The organism is Cellulomonas sp. SG140 (assembly GCF_025770785.1).
Taxonomy (GTDB): Bacteria; Actinomycetota; Actinomycetes; order Actinomycetales; family Cellulomonadaceae; genus Cellulomonas.
Window position 1 is genome coordinate 436,530 of the sequence record NZ_JANZLA010000001.1, and the last position, 18,472, is coordinate 455,001.

Annotated in this window: 13 protein-coding genes; 7 read left to right on the forward strand and 6 right to left on the reverse strand. The window is 75.3% G+C overall.

Features of this window, described 5'->3' with window-relative positions; genetic code table 11:
• Window positions 1-17: 17 nt before the first annotated feature.
• Window positions 18-3,332: an ATP-dependent DNA helicase gene (locus N0B34_RS02035; protein ID WP_263729545.1), complete on the reverse strand. Its 3,315-nt coding sequence runs from the start codon at window positions 3,330-3,332 to the stop codon at window positions 18-20.
• Window positions 3,329-6,631: an ATP-dependent DNA helicase gene (locus tag N0B34_RS02040; protein ID WP_318529954.1), complete on the reverse strand. Its 3,303-nt coding sequence runs from the start codon at window positions 6,629-6,631 to the stop codon at window positions 3,329-3,331. The genes N0B34_RS02035 and N0B34_RS02040 overlap by 4 nt, the downstream gene beginning before the upstream one ends.
• A gap of 156 nt (window positions 6,632-6,787) precedes the next feature.
• On the opposite strand from N0B34_RS02040, the gene N0B34_RS02045 reads away from it, so the two are divergent.
• Together N0B34_RS02045 and N0B34_RS02050 are read left to right on the forward strand one after the other, a co-directional pair.
• Window positions 6,788-7,576, forward strand: coding sequence for a TetR/AcrR family transcriptional regulator (locus N0B34_RS02045; protein WP_263729546.1), 789 nt, complete (start codon window positions 6,788-6,790; stop codon window positions 7,574-7,576).
• Window positions 7,577-7,693: 117 nt separating this feature from the next.
• Window positions 7,694-7,918, forward strand: a complete 225-nt coding sequence (locus N0B34_RS02050; RefSeq protein WP_263729547.1) for a DUF3107 domain-containing protein — start codon at window positions 7,694-7,696, stop codon at window positions 7,916-7,918.
• A gap of 30 nt (window positions 7,919-7,948) precedes the next feature.
• Here the strand turns inward: N0B34_RS02050 and N0B34_RS02055 are convergent, their stop codons facing one another.
• A complete protein-coding gene (locus N0B34_RS02055; RefSeq protein ID WP_263729548.1) occupies window positions 7,949-8,728 on the reverse strand; it encodes a ferritin-like domain-containing protein in 780 nt (259 codons plus the stop codon).
• 315 nt (window positions 8,729-9,043) lie between these two features.
• Between N0B34_RS02055 and N0B34_RS02060 the strand changes: the two genes are divergently transcribed.
• A complete protein-coding gene (locus N0B34_RS02060; protein WP_263729880.1) occupies window positions 9,044-10,714 on the forward strand; it encodes a DEAD/DEAH box helicase in 1,671 nt (556 codons plus the stop codon).
• A 118-nt stretch (window positions 10,715-10,832) separates the two neighbouring features.
• Here the strand turns inward: N0B34_RS02060 and N0B34_RS02065 are convergent, their stop codons facing one another.
• The gene (locus tag N0B34_RS02065; protein ID WP_263729549.1) at window positions 10,833-11,453 is read right to left on the reverse strand and encodes a MarC family protein; all 621 of its coding nucleotides are present in this window, start codon (window positions 11,451-11,453) and stop codon (window positions 10,833-10,835) included.
• Entirely contained in the window at window positions 11,450-12,295 is an 846-nt protein-coding gene (locus N0B34_RS02070; RefSeq protein ID WP_263729881.1) for a PHP domain-containing protein, read from the reverse strand. The genes N0B34_RS02065 and N0B34_RS02070 overlap by 4 nt, the downstream gene beginning before the upstream one ends.
• A gap of 158 nt (window positions 12,296-12,453) precedes the next feature.
• Between N0B34_RS02070 and N0B34_RS02075 the strand changes: the two genes are divergently transcribed.
• Genes N0B34_RS02075 through N0B34_RS02090 form a run of 4 tightly spaced genes read left to right on the forward strand, consistent with a single transcriptional unit; the run spans window position 12,454 to window position 17,731 of the window.
• The gene (locus tag N0B34_RS02075; protein WP_263729550.1) at window positions 12,454-13,707 is read left to right on the forward strand and encodes an NADH-quinone oxidoreductase subunit F; all 1,254 of its coding nucleotides are present in this window, start codon (window positions 12,454-12,456) and stop codon (window positions 13,705-13,707) included.
• A 10-nt stretch (window positions 13,708-13,717) separates the two neighbouring features.
• Window positions 13,718-15,649, forward strand: a complete 1,932-nt coding sequence (locus N0B34_RS02080; RefSeq protein ID WP_263729551.1) for a [FeFe] hydrogenase, group A — start codon at window positions 13,718-13,720, stop codon at window positions 15,647-15,649.
• Window positions 15,646-16,227, forward strand: coding sequence for a complex I 24 kDa subunit family protein (locus tag N0B34_RS02085; protein WP_263729552.1), 582 nt, complete (start codon window positions 15,646-15,648; stop codon window positions 16,225-16,227). Before N0B34_RS02080 ends, N0B34_RS02085 begins: the two co-directional genes overlap by 4 nt.
• Window positions 16,187-17,731 (forward strand): aminopeptidase P family protein, encoded by a 1,545-nt coding sequence (locus tag N0B34_RS02090; RefSeq protein ID WP_263729553.1) that lies wholly within the window; start codon window positions 16,187-16,189, stop codon window positions 17,729-17,731. The genes N0B34_RS02085 and N0B34_RS02090 overlap by 41 nt, the downstream gene beginning before the upstream one ends.
• 9 nt (window positions 17,732-17,740) lie before the next feature.
• Here the strand turns inward: N0B34_RS02090 and N0B34_RS02095 are convergent, their stop codons facing one another.
• Window positions 17,741-18,451, reverse strand: a complete 711-nt coding sequence (locus N0B34_RS02095; RefSeq protein ID WP_263729554.1) for a general stress protein — start codon at window positions 18,449-18,451, stop codon at window positions 17,741-17,743.
• Between the last annotated feature and the right edge of the window lie 21 nt (window positions 18,452-18,472).

Below are 18,472 nucleotides of genomic sequence, written 5' to 3' on the forward strand. Positions count from 1 at the left end.
GACGGTGACCCGGCCCGTCACACGGTGACACCACGGAGCATCGCAGCGATCTCCTCCTCCTCCATCAGCCGCTCCGGCCACACCGTCTGCTCCGCGCCCACGTAGCAGAAGGCCGCACGCACCGACTCCAGCGGCGTTCCCGTCCAGCGCGACCACGCGAGCCGGTACACCGCCAGCTGCAGCTCGCGGTGCGCCCGCTCGGCCGGGTCGGTCGGTGGCGCTCCCGTCTTCCAGTCGACCACCACCACGGCGTGCGGGTCGCCGGGTGCGTCGGGGTCCGGGAACACCGCGTCGATGCGGCTGCGCAGTACGTAGCCGTCCACCGACATCTGCACGTCCACCTCGACCGCCAGCGGCGTCCGGTACGCCCACGGCGAGCGCAGGAACGCCGCACGCAGCGCCACGAGGTCGGCATCGACCGCCACCGAGTCGTCGTCGGCACCGGGCAGGGCGTCGAGGTCCACGAGCGAAGCAGACCCGAACCAGCCCTCGACCCAGGCGTGGAAGGCGGTGCCGCGGCGGGCCTGCGGGGCGGGGGCCGACGGTACCGGGCGGCGCAGCTCGGCCGCGAAGCCCGTCGCGTCGGCGTCGAGGCGCACGAGCGCCGACGCGGACAGGTGCGACGGCAGCTCCACGGGTCCGTCCGGCTCCCGAGCGGCGGACCGCTCGGCGAGCAGCCGGTCGGCGAGCAGGTCCCATGCGGTGCCGGCACCGTCGGGCGGGCCGGCGGCCGCGGCGCCGGAGGCGGCGGCGCGCACGGCGTCCGCCGCCTCCTCCAGCACCACCCGTCGCCGACCGTCGTCCCCGAACGGGTCCGCCGGCCACTGCGTGGTCGCCACCACGTCGTCACGCGGGTTGGCCGCGCCCGCCTCGGGCGGCGCCTCCCAGCCGGCCTCCGAGACCGCCCCCGCCTCGAGCAGCTCGGCGAGGAACGGGGAGACGGCCCGGGGCCGGGTCGCGGTGCCCCACCAAGCACCCGTCAGCAGCAGGTCCGTCCGCGCACGGGTCAGCGCGACGTAGGCCAGCCGCCGCTCCTCGGCCAGCTCGTGCCGACCTGCGTCCAGCCGGAACTCCAGACGCCGCCGGTCCAGGTCCTGCGGGCTCGTGGCACCGGCGTAGCGGAACGCGGGCAGGTCGTCGCGGTCACCTCGCAGCGGGTACGGCAGCGTGCCGAGCCCCGTCAGCCAGCCCGAGCTCGTCGGGCCGTCGGCCCCGCTTGCCAGCACGGGAAGCACGCCGTCCACCAGGCCCGGGACGGCGACGACGTCCCACTCGAGCCCCTTGGCGGCGTGCACGGTGATCAGCTGGACGGCGTCCGGGTCCGGCTCGCTCACCGGCAGCTCGAGACCGTCCTCCCGTGCGTCGGCCGCCTCGAGCCAGGCGAGGAAACCTCCGAGGGTGGGCAGCTCGGCGGAGCGGGCGAACTCGCCGGCCACGCGGGCGAAGGAGTCGAGGTGCAGCCGGGCACGGGCCGGGCCGACGCCCGGTCGGGACGCCACCTCGATGTCGAGGCCGAGCAGGCGTTCCGTCTCCGCCACCAGCTCCGGCAGCGGCAGGTAGGTGTGCCGGCGGACCTCACGCAGCACGGCGGCGAGGCCCATCAGCCGCGTCCGGCCGACCTCGGTCAGCGCGCGCCCGTCGTGGCTGCGCCATCCCGGTGCGGGGAGGTCGTCGAGAGCGTCGACGATGCTGCGCTCGTCCACCACGTCCCGCTCGCGGGAGCCGTCGTCGGCCGACCGCGACCTGCCCGGACCGCGGGCGGCGAGCTCACGCGCCCAGGCCGCGAGCGCGTGCAGGTCCGCAGCGCCGAGCCGGGTACGGGCCCCGGTGAGCAGCCGCATCAGGGCGTCCCCGCGCGACGGGTCGTGGGCCGCCTGCAGCGCCGCGACCAGGTCGACCACCTCCGGTGTGGAGAGCAGCCCCCCGAGACCGACCACCTCGACGGGCAGCCCTGCCGCTCGCAGGGCGGGTGCCAGGGCCTCGAACTGCGAGCGCTTGCGGCACAGGACGGCGGCGGTGACGCGGCGGCCGTCCTGGCTCGCCGGACGCCACCGCTCGGCGACGAACCGTGCGACCGCCGACGCCTCCTCCTCCACCGTGGCGCACATCAACGCGGAGACGTGACCGGGCCCCGCGCCGGGCCGGGCGCCGAGCACCGGGACCTCCACGGGGTGCACGCGAGCGGCGGCGGCAGCCCGCAGCGGACGGGCCACGAGGTTCGCCGCGTCGAGGATCGCCCGGTCGTTGCGCCACGACGTGGAGAGCTGGTGCACGTCGGCCGGCCGCCGGACGCCGTCGTCCACCACCGGGAACGAGGTGGGGAACCGTTCCAGGCCGCCGGCGCTGGCCCCCCGCCAGCCGTAGATGGACTGGTGCGGGTCCCCGACCGCCGTCACGGGGTGACCGTCGCCGAACAGCGCTCGCAGCAGCTCCAGCTGCGCGTGGGACGTGTCCTGGTACTCGTCGAGCAGCACCACGCGGTACCGGTCCCGCTCGGTGCTCGCGACGGCGGGCACCTCGGCCGCCAGCCTGGCGGCCAGCGCGACCTGGTCACCGAAGTCGATGACGTCTCCGGCGCGCTTGCGGTCCCGGTAGGCGGCCACCACGTCGAGCAGCCGCAGCCGCTCCTGCAGCGAGCCGATCAGGGTGCGGAGCTCCTGCTTCAGCGGCCGCGGCGGATCCCCGGCAGGTGTCGACGTCAGCCCGTCGACGATCCGCTCGATCCCGCGCCGGGCGTCCGCCACCGTCACCAGGTGCTCGTCGAGCGCCCCCGACAGCTCGAGCACCGCGTCCACCACGGTGGACGTCGCCTTGTCCGTGTCGAGGTCGCCCGACCACGACTCGACGACGTCGGCCGCCAGCTGCCACTGGGCTGCCTCACCCAGCAGCCGCGCCCCGGGCTCGAGACCGAGACGAAGGGCGTGCTCGCCGACCAGCCCCGCGGCGTAGGCGTGGTAGGTCGAGACCGTCGGCCGGCTGAGGGCACCGAGGGGGTCGTCGGGGTCGTGCAGGCCGAGCAGCTCCGCACCGGGCAGCTCGAGCCGAGCCGACCGGGCGCTGCGCACCAGCGCCCGCAGCCGCCGACGGACGCGGTCCTCCAGCTCACCGGCCGCCTTCCGGGTGAAGGTGAGCCCGAGGACCTGCTCGGGCGCTACCAGGCCGTTGGCCAGCAGCCAGACGACGCGCGCCGCCATCGTCTCCGTCTTGCCGGAGCCCGCCCCGGCCACGACCAGCGCCGGGCGCAACGGCGACTCGATCACCCGCTGCTGCTCCGCCGTCGGCGGTTCCTTGTCGAGCAGCGCGGCGATCCGCACCGCGGACAGCACGCTCATCCGGCCACCACCTGCTGGCCCTCGTCGCGCAGCGGGCACGAGCGGCGCACCGGGCACCGGTCGCACATCGCGTTGTGCGTCGCGGGGAACCGCGCGGCGGCCATCGCACCGGCCACCTCGTCGATCATCGTCCGAGCCCAGCTCGGGCCGTCCGTCTCCGGGCCGATCGGCGGCTGCACCCGCTGGGCCGCCTTCTTGCCGCTGCCCAGGTACACCAGCCGGGCGTCGGCGCTGGACGTGCCGGGGGCCAGCTCCTCGAACGCGCCGCTCTCCACCGCCAGCTGGTAGGCGCCCAGCTGGGGGTTCGTCTCCGCCTCAGACTGCGGCGGCGGCGTACGACCCGTCTTGAGGTCGATCACCCGCACCGCACCGTCGGCCGCTCGCTCCACCCGGTCGGCCGAACCCCGCACCAGGGCCCGCTCGGTGGCCAGGGTGAACTCCGCCTCGACCAGCAGCGGCTCCCCCGCGGTCTGCACGTAGTCGGCCAACCGGTCCACCATCTGCTCGGCCCGCCGTCGCGCCGCGCGTGCCGGCCAGCCGTCGCCGAGCCCCAGCTCGGACCACCGGCGGTCGAGCGTCTCCCGCAGCTCGGTCCTGGTCCCGCGGGGCAGCTCCTGAGCGATGGCGTGCACCAGCGTGCCGAGCGTCTGCTGGCCCGAGTCGGCGGGTGTGCCGCCCGCCGCCTCCAGCGCCCAGCGCAGCGTGCAGCGTTGCGCCGCCTCGATGCGCGACGGCGAGACCGGGACGCGGGTGCCCTCATCCCACAGCGGCGCGTCGGACGACGGCTGCGCGAGCCCCGACCACTCCGCCGGGTCGGCGCCCTCGACCCCGGCGGCCGCCAGACGTGCGAGCGTGCGTGCGGCGGCCCGGTCCGGCCGCCCGTGCGCGACCGAGGCCACGAGCGACGCCCGCAGCGAGGCCACCAGCCCGCGCAGGTCCAACGGCGCCGGTGCGGTGGTGCGGCGCTCGGCGCCGTCCTCCGACTCGGGCGGCTGGACCAGGTCGAGGAAGGGCGAGGGCTGCTGGTCCGTGTCCGCGACGGCCGTCACCAGCAGCCGTCGGCGCGCGCGCGAGCACGCGACCGTGAACGAGCGCAGCTCGTCGGCCAGCACCGCCGCACGTGCCTGCACGGGGTCGCCACGACCGTCCGACGGCCCCGCACGCCCGTCGAGCAGGTCCACCAGCGCCGCCGCGCCGAGCATGCTGTCCCGCAGCCGCAGGTCGGGCCACACGCCCTCCTGCACGCCCGTGACGGCCACCACGTCCCACTCGCGGCCGGCCGCGCCGGCGGGGGTCAGCACGCTGACCGCCTGGTGCCGGGCGCGTGCGGCCAGCGAGTCGACGGGCAGGTCCTGCCCTTCCAGCCACGTGACGAACGCCCCCGGCGGCGCCTGCGGGTTGCGGTCGACGAACGTCTCGGCCGCGCGGAACAGGGCCAGCACGGCGTCGAGGTCCCGGTCCGCCCGCTGTCCCGAGGCGCCACCCGACAGGGCCGCACGCCGCCACGCCTCGGCGACGTGCGCGGCGTCCCACACCGCCCACAGCACCCCCTGCGCGTCCGCGCCGTCCCGCAGTGCCGCATCGCGCCCCGCGGCCAGCACGGAGCCCAGCCGCCGCAACGGGCCGGCGGCCGTCGGCGGCAGCCCCGCGGTCATGGTCTGCTCCGCCGCGGCCTCGACCAGCAGCGCGTCGCTGCTGCGGCCGCCACCGCCGGCCAGCTCGACGGCACGCAGGGCGCGTCGGACCCGTCGCAGGCCCACGGCATCGAGGCCGATCAACGGCGAGCACAGCAGGCGAGCGGCCAGCGGCGCGTCGAGCGCCGTCACGCTGCAGGCGACCCCCATCGCGTCGAGCAGGGGACGGACCGCGGGCTCGTCGCGCAGCGCCACCTGCGACCCGAGCACGCTGACCGGGACCCCGGCGGCGGCCAGCGCCCGACGCAGCCGCGTGACACCGTCCCCGGACCGCGCGACCACCGCCATCCGGTCCCAGCCGAGCCCCTCCTCGAGCCGCGCACTGCGCAGCGCATGGGCCACCAGCGCCGCCTCCTGCGCCTCGCTCGGCAGCACCGCCACCCGCACCGAGCCGACCGGTGCCGCCGGCGGGGTGGTCGCGCGTCGGTGCTGCGCGGTGCCGACCGTGCCGACCCGCTCGGCGACCCGAGCCGTCACCTCCCGAAGGGCACCGCCCTGCCGCCATGCCGTCGTCAGCGCCAGCACGCGCGCACCCAGCTCGCCCGGACCGTCACCGGCGACCGCCGCCCGGGACACCAGCGCCGGGTCGGCCCCCCGGAACGTCTGCACCGCGGCGTCGGGGTCGGCGAGCAGCAGCAGCCGGGCACCGTCCTCCGCCAGCACGCGCAGCAGCCGTGCGGTGGCCGCGGTCGACTCCTGGTGGTCGTCGACGACGACGAGGCCCCACCGCGGCCGTGGCACGCGAGGCACCTCCTCCACCCAGGTCTCGAGCGCGTGCACCGCCTCGTCGACCACCACGGCGGGGTCGAGCCGGGCACCGACGTCCGGTGTCGACGTCCGCAGCGCCATCACCGCGAGGTACTCCTCGTAGACCCGCGCCGCGGCGCACCACTCCGGCCGTCCGTGGCGCCTGCCGAGCAGCGCGAGCTCGTCGGGCGCGAGCCCGCGCTCCGCGGCACGCATCAGCAGGTCGCGCAGCTCGTCACGGAACGCCCGCCGGCCGAGCGCCTCGACGGGGACGTCGGCCGGCCACCCGACCTCGGCCCCGTCGCCCTCGGCGTGGCCGGCAAGGAGCTCGGCGAGGACCAAGTCCTGCTCGGCCCCCGACACCAGCGCGGGCGGCGGCTCGCCGAGCGCGACGGCGCGTGCGCGCAGCACCGCGAACGCCACCGCGGCCGGCGTCTGCACCAGCGGACGTCCCGCGGTGTGCGGCCAGCGGGCCGCGAGCCGGTCCCGCAGGTCACCCGCGAGCCGGCGGCTCGCGGCCAGCACCAGCACGTCGTCGGCCCGGGCGCCGCGCCGAGCCGTCTCGACCACCGCCTCCAGCGCGACGGTCGTCTTCCCGGTACCCGGCGCGCCGAGCACGAGCAGGGCGCGCTCGCCGCCCGCCACCGCCTCGACCGCAGCACGCTGGGCGTCGTCGAGGGCGACCGGCCTGCCGGGTCCGTCCTGCGGGACGTCGGCCAGCGTCGGCCGCGCCAGCACCGGACCCGCGACGGACGTGCTCGATCGGCCGGCCGCCGTGCCCGTCGTCCCACGGGCGCCCGACCTACCGACGCCCGCCGGTGCGCGGAGCACGGGAGGGGCGGACGGGCTGTCGGGCACGGCCAGATCCCACCACGTCCCACCGACATGCCGACGCACCACCGCCGCAGCCGACCCGTCGCTCGGCGGCGCTGACAGGCGCCGAGCACCCTCTTGCGGGCACGCTCACCCGGCGGCCACCGGGTCGCCCGGCCGCGCGCTGGCTACCATCACCGGATGAGCGCCGTCCCGCCCGTCGACGGGGACTCGGCCGCCTCCGTGCCGGCACCGCCGGCGGGCCGCGCCGCGGGTCCGCGGATGCGCCGCGACCAGCGTCGCGACCAGCTGCTGACCATCGCGCAGCAGCTGTTCGCCAGCGAGGGCTACCACCACGTGTCGATGGACGACATCGCCGACCGCGCGCTGGTCAGCAAGCCCGTGCTGTACCGGCACTTCCCGTCCAAGCTCGACCTCTACCTGGCGGTGGTGGACGCGTGCGGCGAGGACCTGCTGACCACCATGGACCGCGCCCTGGAACCGGTGCAGCAGGGGCAGGCGACGGACGGTCGCGACGTCGTCGCCGCCATCGTGCGGGCGTACATCTCCTTCGTCGAGGTCGCGGGCGAGGCGTCCAGCCTGCTCTTCGAGTCCGACGTCACCCGCGACCCCGGCGTCCGGGCCCGGGTCGAACGGGCCTCCGTCTCCACCGGCACCCGCATCGCCGAGGCTCTGCAGCAGGCCGCCGGTCTCGGTCCCGCGGAGGCCGCGACCGTGTCCGTCGCCCTGGTGACGATGGCGCAGGGCGCGGCGGTGCACCGCCTGCGCCATGCTGGCACCCTGACGGCGGAAGCCACCACGGACCTCGTCTCGCGGCTGGCCTGGGGCGGCGTGGGCGGCCTGATCACGGACGTCGCGCGGTCCGCCGGGAGCACGGCGCCGACCAGGGTAGGGACGACGGATGCGGCGACCCCCGGTGCCGAGCCCGCCGGGGCCGCCGACCCGGGTCACCCACCCGCCACCACCTAGGATCGACCGGTGGTGGCGCGTCAGCGCCCTGGGAGGCCACCCCGCCCCGTCCCACCCCGCGACAGGGACGACGGGGACGACGACGGTGGGCTCCCGCACCGGACAGGAGGAGGAACGGTGGACATCACGATCGGCGTGCAGAACCTGCCCCGGGAGATCACGCTCGAGTCCGACCAGACGTCGGACGAGGTCGCCGCCGCCGTGGCCGCCGCGCTCGCCGGCAAGGCGGCTCTGGAGCTGGTGGACAGCAAGGGACGACGGGTCATCGTGCCGACCGCGACCCTCGGCTACGTCGAGATCGGCGCGGAGTCCCGGCCGCGGGTCGGCTTCGGGACCATCTGACGTCAGCGCACGACGGCTGCGCCGACCCGCTCAGGCGGTGAGGCGCAGCCGGTTCATCCTCCGGGTGTGCTCGGCCGTCAGCTCGCCGAGCACCGCGGCGCTCTCGCCGGCTCGGGGCCGTGCGTTCGTCGTCGTCGGCTCCGCCCCTGCGGACTCGGTCCCGTGCCCGCTGCGCGCCGCGTGCAGCAGCCGCTCCAGCGCGGGCCGCTGCGCCAGCAGCCGCTGCACCACGCTGAGCGACTCGCCGACCAGCCGCCGCCCCCACAGCGCCAGCCGAGCCGCCAGGACGGTGTCCTGCGCGGACGCGGCGTCCAGCTCCGCGGCCGCCAGCTCGGCGGGCGAACCGGCTCCGAGCACCTCGAGCACGAGGGTGCGCGAACGCTCGTCCAGCCCCTCGGCGGCGAGCCGGCAGAAGTCGTCCGCGACGCCGTAGCCGACGTACGCGGTCAGCAGGCGCTCCCACCACGACCCCGGCGCGGTCCGGGCGTCGAAGTCGTCCAGCACGTGCTCGTGCCGGGCCATGGCCGCCACCGGGTCGGCACCGAGCTCCGCGATGCGGCCGAGCACGCGGTCACGGCCCTGCACGCACTCGGCGGCGCACCGGCTCAGCGCCAGGCGCTGCTCGATCGAGGGTGCCGCCTGGGAATCCGCGGCGAGGCGGACGAACTCGGTGTGCGCCACCTGGGCGACGAGACCCAGCAGCTCCACCGCATCGGCGGCCTCCGTCCCGTCGGGGGCGCCCGTCCCGGCGTCGGCGGCCTGCTGCGCGGCGGACGTCTGCGGGGCGGGGACGGCTGCGTCGGCGGTCATCCTTGGAGGGTAACGCCCGGCGCACCAGGCGGCGCCACCGGGGTCCGGTAGACTCGCGCCCGTACATCGGTTGCCCGGTCGTCTTGCATCTCGGGTCCACCCCTGCGAGGTGGCCCACCTCCCCGGCCCCGGTCCGCACGGACCGGACGTCGTGCGCGAGGCGGAATTCACGATCGGCTGCCGGCCAACCCGCGTGGCGCCGCCGCCGCGTCCGGGGTGCCAGGCGAGACGCCGTGGCCGCCCGGCCGCCGCCCGCCGCCACCCTCGCAGTGAAGGGTCCACGTGACCACCACCGACCAGCCGCTGGCTGACACCATGCTCACCGCCGCGGACGCCGTGGCGACCCCCGTCGGGGCGTACTCCCGGGCCGCCGCCTCCGTGCAGGCCGTCGACGCCTCGTTCGCCGACTTCGACATCCGCCCCGAGACCGTCGCCGCGCTCGCGTCGCACGGCATCACGCACCCGTTCCCCATCCAGGCGATGACCCTGCCGGTCGCCCTGGCGAAGCACGACATCATCGGCCAGGCCAAGACCGGCACGGGCAAGACCCTCGGCTTCGGCATCCCGCTCCTCGAGCACGTGATCGCGCCCGACGAGGACGGCTACGCCGAGCTGTCCGCCCCCGGCAAGCCGCAGGCGCTCGTCGTCGTCCCCACCCGCGAGCTCGCCGTGCAGGTGGCGGGCGACCTGGCCATGGCGGCCGCGACCCGCAAGGTGCGCATCGTCCAGGTGTACGGCGGCCGCGCCTACGAGCCGCAGGTCGAGGCGCTCGCCCGCGGTGCCGAGGTCGTCGTCGGCACGCCCGGCCGCATGATCGACCTGCTCAACCAGCGCAGCCTGATCCTGTCCCACGCGCGCACCGTGGTCCTCGACGAGGCCGACGAGATGCTGGACCTCGGCTTCCTGCCGGACGTCGAGCGGTTGCTGTCCGCCACCCCGGCGACGCGCCACACCATGCTGTTCTCGGCCACCATGCCGGGCGCCGTGGTCGCGATGGCCCGCCGCTACATGAGCCAGCCGACGCACATCCGCGCCAGCGACCCGGACGACGACTCCAAGACCGTCAAGAACATCCACCAGGTCGCCTACCGCGCCCACGCCCTGGACAAGGTGGAGCTGCTCGCCCGCATCCTGCAGGCCCGCGGCCGCGGCCTGACCATCGTCTTCGCGCGGACCAAGCGGACCGCCGCCAAGGTGGCGGACGAGCTGAACGAGCGCGGCTTCGCCGCGGGCGCCATCCACGGCGACCTCGGCCAGGGTGCCCGTGAGCAGGCCCTGCGCGCCTTCCGGCACGGCAAGGTGGACGTGCTGGTCGCCACCGACGTCGCCGCTCGCGGCATCGACGTCGAGGACGTCACGCACGTCGTCAACTACCAGTGCCCTGAGGACGAGAAGATCTACCTGCACCGCACCGGCCGCACGGGCCGCGCGGGGCACAAGGGCACGGCCGTCACGTTCGTCGACTGGGACGACGTGCCGCGCTGGGGCCTGATCGACAAGGCGCTCGAGCTCGGCATCCCCGAGCCGGTGGAGACCTACTCCTCCTCGCCGCACGTGCGCGAGGACCTGGACATCCCGGAGGGGATCACAGGGCGGCTGCCGAAGTCGCAGCAGACCCGCGAGGGCCTGGCGGCGGAGGTGCTCGAGGACCTGGGTGAGACCGGTAAGCACGGCGGTGCGCCGAAGCACGACGGACCTCGCGGCCGCGGCCGTGGCGAGGGTGGCCGCGGCGAACGGACCCGGCAGCGCTCCGGCGGCCGGTCCGAGGGCCGCTCCGAGGGCCGGCCCCAGGGACGTGGTGACGACGACCGCGCCCGCACGTCGGACGCCGCACCTGCCGCTGAGGGCGCAGCCCCAGTGAGCGGCGACGCGACGTCCGCCGACGGCACGCGCAAGCGTCGGTCGCGCAACCGTCGGCGCACGCGTGGCGGCCGCCCCGTCGAGGGCGCCGCGGGCGCCACGGCGGAGGCCGGCTCCGAGGGCTGAGCCGGACCGCGTCCCGAACGACGAACGGGCCGCCGCTCGCACCTTCTCGTGCGGCGGCGGCCCGTCGTCGTCGCGGCTCCGGCGGGACGCGGCCGTCCGGTCGGACGCCGTGGTCCGGTCAGACCTGCCGGGCGAACGTCAGCACGGCGTCGGCGAGCAGCTGCGCCGCGATCGCCGCGAGCAGCAGCCCCGCGATCCGGCTGACCAGCATGGTCCCCGAGTCGCCGAGCACCCGGTGGATCGCGTTGGCGAAGCGCATCGCCAGGTAGAGGCAGATGTGCACGCCGACCACGGCCAGCGCGATGGCGATCCAGTCGCCGGCGGTGCGCGCCTGCTGCGCGAACACCATCGTCGCGACGATCGCACCGGGGCCGGCGAGCAGCGGGGTGCCCAGCGGCACCATGGCGATGTTGCCGCGCGCCACGTCGGGCGCCGGCTCGTCGTCCATCTTCCCGGTCAGCAGCTCCATCGCGACCACGAGGAGCAGCAGCCCCCCGGCGGCCTGCAGCGCCGGCAGCGACACGTGCAGGTACGTAAGCAGCTGCTGGCCGAACAGCGCGAAGCCGACGATCACGCCGAACGCGACGAGGATCGCCTGCCGGGCCGCCCGCACGCGCTGCGCGCGGTTCATCGCGCCGGTCAGCACCAGGAAGATGGGCACGGTCCCGGGCGGGTCCATGATCACGAACAGCGTGACGAACGCCGACAGCAGCAGCTGGACGTTCAGCACCGCCCTCACGGCCGGACCACCGGCATGCTCCCGCGCTCCTCGATCGCGGCCAGCACCGCCGGGTCGGTGAGGTTCTCCCCCAGCACGTTCGGCTTGCCGGCACCGTGGTAGTCGCTCGACCCGGTGACCAGCAGACCGAGCGCGTCCGCCAGCGCCCGCAGGCGGTCGCGCTGCGCCGGGCTGTGGTCCCGGTGGTCCACCTCGAGCGCCACCAGGCCCGCGTCGGCGAGCTCCTCGATGACGTCGTCCGCCACCACCCGGCCCCGGCCGTCGGCGCCGGGGTGGGCGAACACCGGCACACCGCCGGCGGCCACGACGGCCCGCACCGCATCGACGGCCGTCGGCGCCGCGTACCCGACGTAGTACGGGCCCCGGGCGGACAGCAGGTCGACGAAGGCGGCGGACCGGTCGGGCACCACGCCCAGCTCGACCAGGGCGTCCGCGATGTGCGGCCGGCCGACCGCCACGGCGTCCTTGGCCTGCAGCAGCACGTCGGCCCAGGTCACCGGCACCCCGCCGGCCGCGAGCCGCGCCACCATCCGCTCCGCCCGGTGCTCCCGGGAGTCCCGCGTCCGGGCCAGCACGTCGGCGAGCACCGGCGCCGTGGGGTCCTGCAGGTAGCTGAGCAGGTGCACGCTGACACCCCCCGCGAGCGCCGACACCTCGGTGCCCCGCACCAGCGCGACCCCCGCGCGCTCCGCCTCGTGCGCCGCCTCGGCCCAGCCGCTCGTCGTGTCGTGGTCCGTCAGCGCCACCACGTCGAGGCCCGCCGCGCGCGCGTCGCGGACCACCTGCGACGGTGAGCCGGTGCCGTCCGAGGCCGACGAGTGCGTGTGGAGGTCGATGCGCACGTCGGAGCGGGTCACGCGGACACGGTAGTGCCCGGATCCGACGCCTCCGCCCTGCCGTGGTGCTGATCGGCCGGGACGCCGCTGCTGCGCCGCACCACAAGGGACGTTCGGACCACGCGCACCGCGCGCGACGGGGGGTGGACTGAGGACGTCACAGCGTGAGGCGCGCCGAGGGAGCCGCGCGGTGCGCCTGGCGCTCCGAGCGCGAGGCGGTGGCACCTGTGAGCATCCGCACCCCCCTGACCCTGGCGTCGATCGAGCCCGACGCCGGCCTTCGAGCCGCCCTGGCGCTCGACCCGCCGGGGGTGGTGGCGACCGTCACGGACTCGGGGATCAAGGGTCGCGGCGGTGCGGGCTTCCCCACCGGGCGCAAGTGGGCCCTCGCCGCCGGTGCGCCGGCGCCGGACGGGGTCCGCTACGTCGTCTGCAACGCCGACGAGGGCGAGCCGTCCACGTTCAAGGACCGCGTGCTGCTGGACGAGCTGCCGGACCTCGTCGTCGAGGGCATGACCATCGCCGCCTACGCGATCGGTGCGCACGAGGGCATCTGCTACCTGCGCGGGGAGTACGTCTACCTGCTCGACGGCCTCGAGGCGTGCCTCGCCCGCCGGCGGGAGGCCGGGCTGCTCGGCGACGACGTGCTGGGCTCCGGCTTCTCCTTCGACGTTCGGGTGTTCCTCGGCGCAGGCGCGTACGTCTGCGGCGAGGAGACGGCGCTGATCGAGAGCCTCGAGGGCCGTCGCGGCGAGGCGCGCAGCCGGCCACCGTTCCCCGTGGTGCGCGGGTACAACGGGGCGCCGACCGTGGTGAACAACGTGGAGACGTTCGCCTGGACGGCGGCGATCCTCGCGCGCGGCGCCGACTGGTTCGCGGCGATCGGCACCGACCGCTCCACCGGTCCCAAGCTGCTCAGCGTGTCCGGCGACGTGCAGCACCCCGGCATCTACGAGTTCCCGCTCGGCGTGCCGATCGCCACCGTGCTGGAGGCGGCCGGTGGTGCGGACGCCAAGGCGGTGATCGTCGGCGGCGCGGCCGGCACCTGCGTCCCCCGCCGCGACTTCGGCCGGGCCATCAGCTACGAGGACGTGTCCACCGGCGGCGCCGTCATCGTCCTCGGCCCCTGGCGGGACCTGCTCGAGGTGGCCGAGAACCTGCAGTGGTTCTTCGTCAACGAGTCGTGCGGCCAGTGCACCCCCTGCCGGGTCGGCAGCCTGAAGCTCCTCGAGGGCATCCGCCGGCTGCGCCGTGGCGAGTGCACGCGGCAGGAGCTGGCGGACCTGGTCAGCCTGGGCGGGACGATGCAGATCGCGTCCAAGTGCGGGCTGGGGCAGGCCGCACCGAACGTGTTCCTGTCCCTGGTCAGGAGCCTGGAGCAGGAGATGCTCAGCCACATCCCGGCCGGCGCACGGTGAGGGGACGACGATGACCACCACCACGACAACCAGCACCGCGACGAGCACGGACACCGTGCGCGTCGTCGTCGACGGCGTCCCCGTCGAGGTCCCCGTCGGCTCATCGATCCTCGACGCCGCCCACCTCGCGGGCCGCCGCATCCCCACCCTGTGCCACCACCCGGACCTGCCGGACGTCGGCATCTGCCGGGTCTGCCTCGTCGAGGTGGTCGGCCAGCGCGCGCTGCAGGCGTCGTGCGCGTACCCGATCACCGAGCCCGTCGAGATCCGCACCTACAGCCGCCGGGTGCGCCAGGCCCGCCAGACGGTGGTCGACCTGATGCTCGCCGAGCACTACGGCTCCTGCCAGACGTGCGGTCGCAACGGCGCCTGCGAGCTGCAGGACCTGGCCGCCGAGTACGGCTCCGACCACTACCGGTTCGGCCGGCAGACCGAGCCGACCCGGCCGTTCGACCTGGTCGGCCCGTCGATCGTGCGGGACATGAACAAGTGCGTGCACTGCACGCGCTGCATCCGCACGTGCGCGCAGGTGCAGGGCGTGGGTGCGCTCGGCGTGATCGGCCGCGGCAGCTCGACGACCATGTCCCCGTACCTGACGCTGCCGATCTCCGACGTCGTCTGCATCAACTGCGGCCAGTGCATCGACCGCTGCCCCACCGGCGCGTTGCAGGAGCACGACGACACCGAGGCGGTGTGGCGGGCGATCGAGGACCCGACCAAGCACGTGGTGATCCAGACGGCACCGGCCCCGCGCGCCGCGATGGGCGAGGAGTTCGGCCTGCCGCCGGGCACGCCGGTGACGTGGCAGCTGAACACGGCGCTGCGCGGGATCGGCTTCGACAGGGTGTTCGACACCAACTTCGCCGCGGACCTGACGATCATCGAGGAGGGCACGGAGCTGCTGCTCCGCCTGTACGAGAACCTCGTCCTCGACGACCACAGCCGGCCGCTGCCCCAGTTCACCTCCTGCAGCCCGGGCTGGATCAAGTACCTCGAGCACCGGTACCCCGAGGCGATCGGCAACCTGTCCAGCTGCAAGAGCCCTCAGCAGATGTTCGGCGCGGTGATCAAGGGGTTCTACGCCGCACGGGCGGGTGTGGACCCCGCCGATGTCGTCTCCGTGTCGCTGATGCCGTGCACGGCGAAGAAGTTCGAGGCGGCCCGGCCGGAGATGGCGGACTCGGGCTACCGCGACGTCGACGTCTCGCTGACCACGCGCGAGCTGGCCCGGATGATCCGCGAGTGCGGCATCCGGCTGCCGGACCTGCCGGAGTCGGACTTCGACGACCCGTTCGGCACGGCATCGGGGTCCGGCGTGATCTTCGGGGCGACCGGCGGGGTGATGGAGGCGGCGCTGCGCACCGTCGTCGAGCTGGTGACGGGCCGGCCGGTCGAGGAGCTGTTCGACCACGCCGACATCACGCCGGTGCGCGGCTTCGAGGACACCCGGTACACCGAGATCACGCTCCCCGACCAGCTGGGACCGGTCCCGGCGATCCTCGCCGGGAAGATCCCGGACTTCGACTGGCTGCGCGGTGTGACGCTGCGGCTCGGCGTGGTGCACGGGACGGGCAATGCCCGGAAGGTGATGGAGGACATCGCCGCCGGCGGCCTGTTCAGCACGTGCCACTTCATCGAGTTCATGGGCTGCCCGGGCGGCTGCCTGGGCGGCGGCGGGCAGCCCTTGCCGACCGACGCGACCATCCGGGCGGCGCGGGCACGCGCCATCTACGCGGAGGACGCGCACTACGGCGAGACGGGTCGGGCCCGCAAGAGCCACGAGAACCCCGCGGTGCTGCGGCTGTACGACGAGCTGCTCACCGACGGTCCCAACGGGCCGACGGCCCACCACCTGCTGCACACCACCTACACGCCGCGCGGCAGCTTCATCACCGCCGGTGCGACGAGCAGGCGGAGCACGACGAGGGAGGCGTCCCGATGACCGGCATCCCGGCCGACGTGCTGGAGCGTGAGGCCGACCTGGTCGGCGCGATCGACCGGCTGGTGGCGCAGCACGGCGCCCGACGCAGCTCCCTGCTGCCGATCCTCGAGGCGCTGCGCGAGCAACGGCGGCAGATCAGCGACGTCGCGATGCAGGTGGTCGCCGACCGCCTCGGCCTCCCGCCGGTGGAGGTCCAGGGCGTGGTGACCTTCTACCACTTCCTGGGCACCGAGCCGACGGGCCGGCACGTCGTGCACCTGTGCCGGACCATCTCCTGCGCGATGGCGGGCATGGGCGCGATCGCGGAGCGGCTGGAGAACGAGCTCGGCATCCGGTTCGGCGAGACGACGGACGACGGCCTGGTCACGCTCGCGTGGGCCAACTGCATCGGCATGTGCGACCGCCCGCCGGCGATCCTGCTGGACCGGCAGGCGATCGGCCGGGTGACGCCGGACGACGCGTGCGAGCTGGTGGCACGGCTCCGGGCCGCGGCCTCGGACGGCACGGCCGGTGGGACGCCGGTGGGAAACTGGTCGGGTGACCGAGGACCTGACCCCAGAGACGACGACTCCCGCTGACCACCCCGCCGACCAGCCGCTGCAGGACCGCGGCGGCAACCGTTCGCTGCGCCCGTCGTCGGCGGAGTTCCTCCGGTTCGTCACGTCCGGCTGGGCTCCCCGTCCGGCCAGCACGGTCACCCGCGCCGCCGTCGCGGACCTCACCCCGGCGCGCCGCACGGCGCTGGCCGACGCCTTCGCCGGCCAGCGCCTCGTCGTCCCCGCGGGCCGCCCCCAGGTCCGGTCCAACGACACCGACTTCCGCTTCCGCCCGCACGCCGCGTTCGCCCACCTGACAGGCCTGGGCATGGAGCAGGAGCCCGAGGCCGTGCTCGTGCTGCACCCGGTCGAGGACGGCACCGGGGAGAGCGGCGGGAGCCACCGGCCCGTGCTGTACCTGCGTCCCCTGTCAGGCCGGGACAGCGAGGAGTTCTTCGCCGACAGCGCGCGCGGCGAGTTCTGGGTGGGCGCCCGGCCGACCCTCGAGGACATGGCGACGCTGACCGGCATCCCCACGGCCCACCTCGACGACCTGCGCGACGCGCTCGCCAAGGACGCCGGCACCGACGGCGTGCTGCTGGCCGTGGTGCCGGACGTCGACCAGGCCGTCTCCGAGATCGTCGAGGAGATCCGCGCCGACGAGGCCGCGGGCAAGCGACGCGACGAGCGGCTGGCCGAGGCGCTCTCGGAGCTGCGCCTGGTCAAGGACGCGCACGAGGTCGAGCAGATGCGCGAGGCCGTCGCCACGACGATCGCCGGGTTCGAGAAGGTGGTGCGGCAGCTGCCCGCGGCCACCACGCACCGGCGCGGCGAGCGCGTGGTCGAGGGCACGTTCATCGGGCACGCGCGCCAGGAGGGGAACGACGTCGGCTACGCGACGATCGCCGCCGCCGGCGAGCACGCGACCACGCTGCACTGGACCGACAACGACGGCACCGTGCGCCCGGGCCAGCTGCTGCTGCTCGACGCCGGCGTCGAGATCGACTCGCTCTACACGGCCGACGTCACGCGGACGCTGCCGGTCGACGGCCGCTTCACGGACGCGCAGCGCAAGGTCTACCAGGCGGTGCTCGACGCGGCCGACGCCGCCTTCGCCGTCGTGCGCCCGGGCATCCGGTTCCGCGAGGTGCACGGCGCCGCCATGGAGGTGATCGCCGACCGGCTCGCGTCCTGGGGGCTGCTGCCGGTCAGCGCCGCCGAGTCGCTGCGGCCGGACGCCCAGTTCCACCGGCGCTGGATGGTGCACGGCACCAGCCACCACCTCGGCATCGACGTCCACGACTGCGCGCAGGCGCGCGTCGAGATGTACCTCGACGGCGTCGTCCAGGCCGGGATGGTGTTCACCATCGAGCCCGGGCTCTACTTCAAGTCGGACGACCTGCTGGTCCCCGAGGAGCTGCGCGGCATCGGCGTCCGCATCGAGGACGACGTCCTGGTGACCGCGGACGGTGCCGAGAACCTGTCGGCGGCCCTGCCCCGTGACCCCGACGCCGTGGAGGCGTGGATGGCCGGCCTGCTGGCCTGAACCGGCCGGTCAGGCCGTCGGCCCACCCGGTCCGGACGGCGCGCCCGGTCCGGACGGCGCCGCCGGCTCACCGGCGTGCGGCGGAGCCGACGGACCCGTCGGCGAGGCGGGCGGCACCGGCGGTGCGGGTGGTGCGGTCGGCGGCACGTCGGGCCGCGCCGGGTAGGTCGCGGTGGGGTCCGACGGCGGCGGCCCCATCGGTCGGCTCGTCTCCACCCCCCGGTCCGGCCACCCGGACCGGACGCCCCCGATCGAGGCGAGCAGCTGGCGCGCCTTGCCGGCGTGCTCCGCCGCGCACAGCACCGAGTACGACGTCGCGACGATCTGGCTCGACGAGGTGAAGTCGCGCCGGCCCCGCGAGAACGAGTAGGTGATCACCGAGAACAGCAGCCCGAAGGCGCCGCCGAACAGGATCGCCGGCAGGAACAGGCTCGAGGCGCTCGACGAGAACATCGTGAGGATCAGCCCGACGAACAGCCCGAACCACGCCCCTGAGGCGAACCCGCCGAGCGCCACCGACGGGTAGGACAGCCGCCGCAGCACCCGCTCCACCATCTGCAGGTCGGTGCCGACGATCGTCACGTGCTGCACGGGGAACTGCGAGTCGGCGAGGTGGTCCACCGCCCGCTGCGCCTCGAGGTAGGTGCCGTAGGACGCGACGGTCTCACCCTTGGGGAGCGTCGGTGTGCTCGGGAGCCGGTTCGGGCGGGTGAACGACATGCATCGATCCTGGCCCACGCT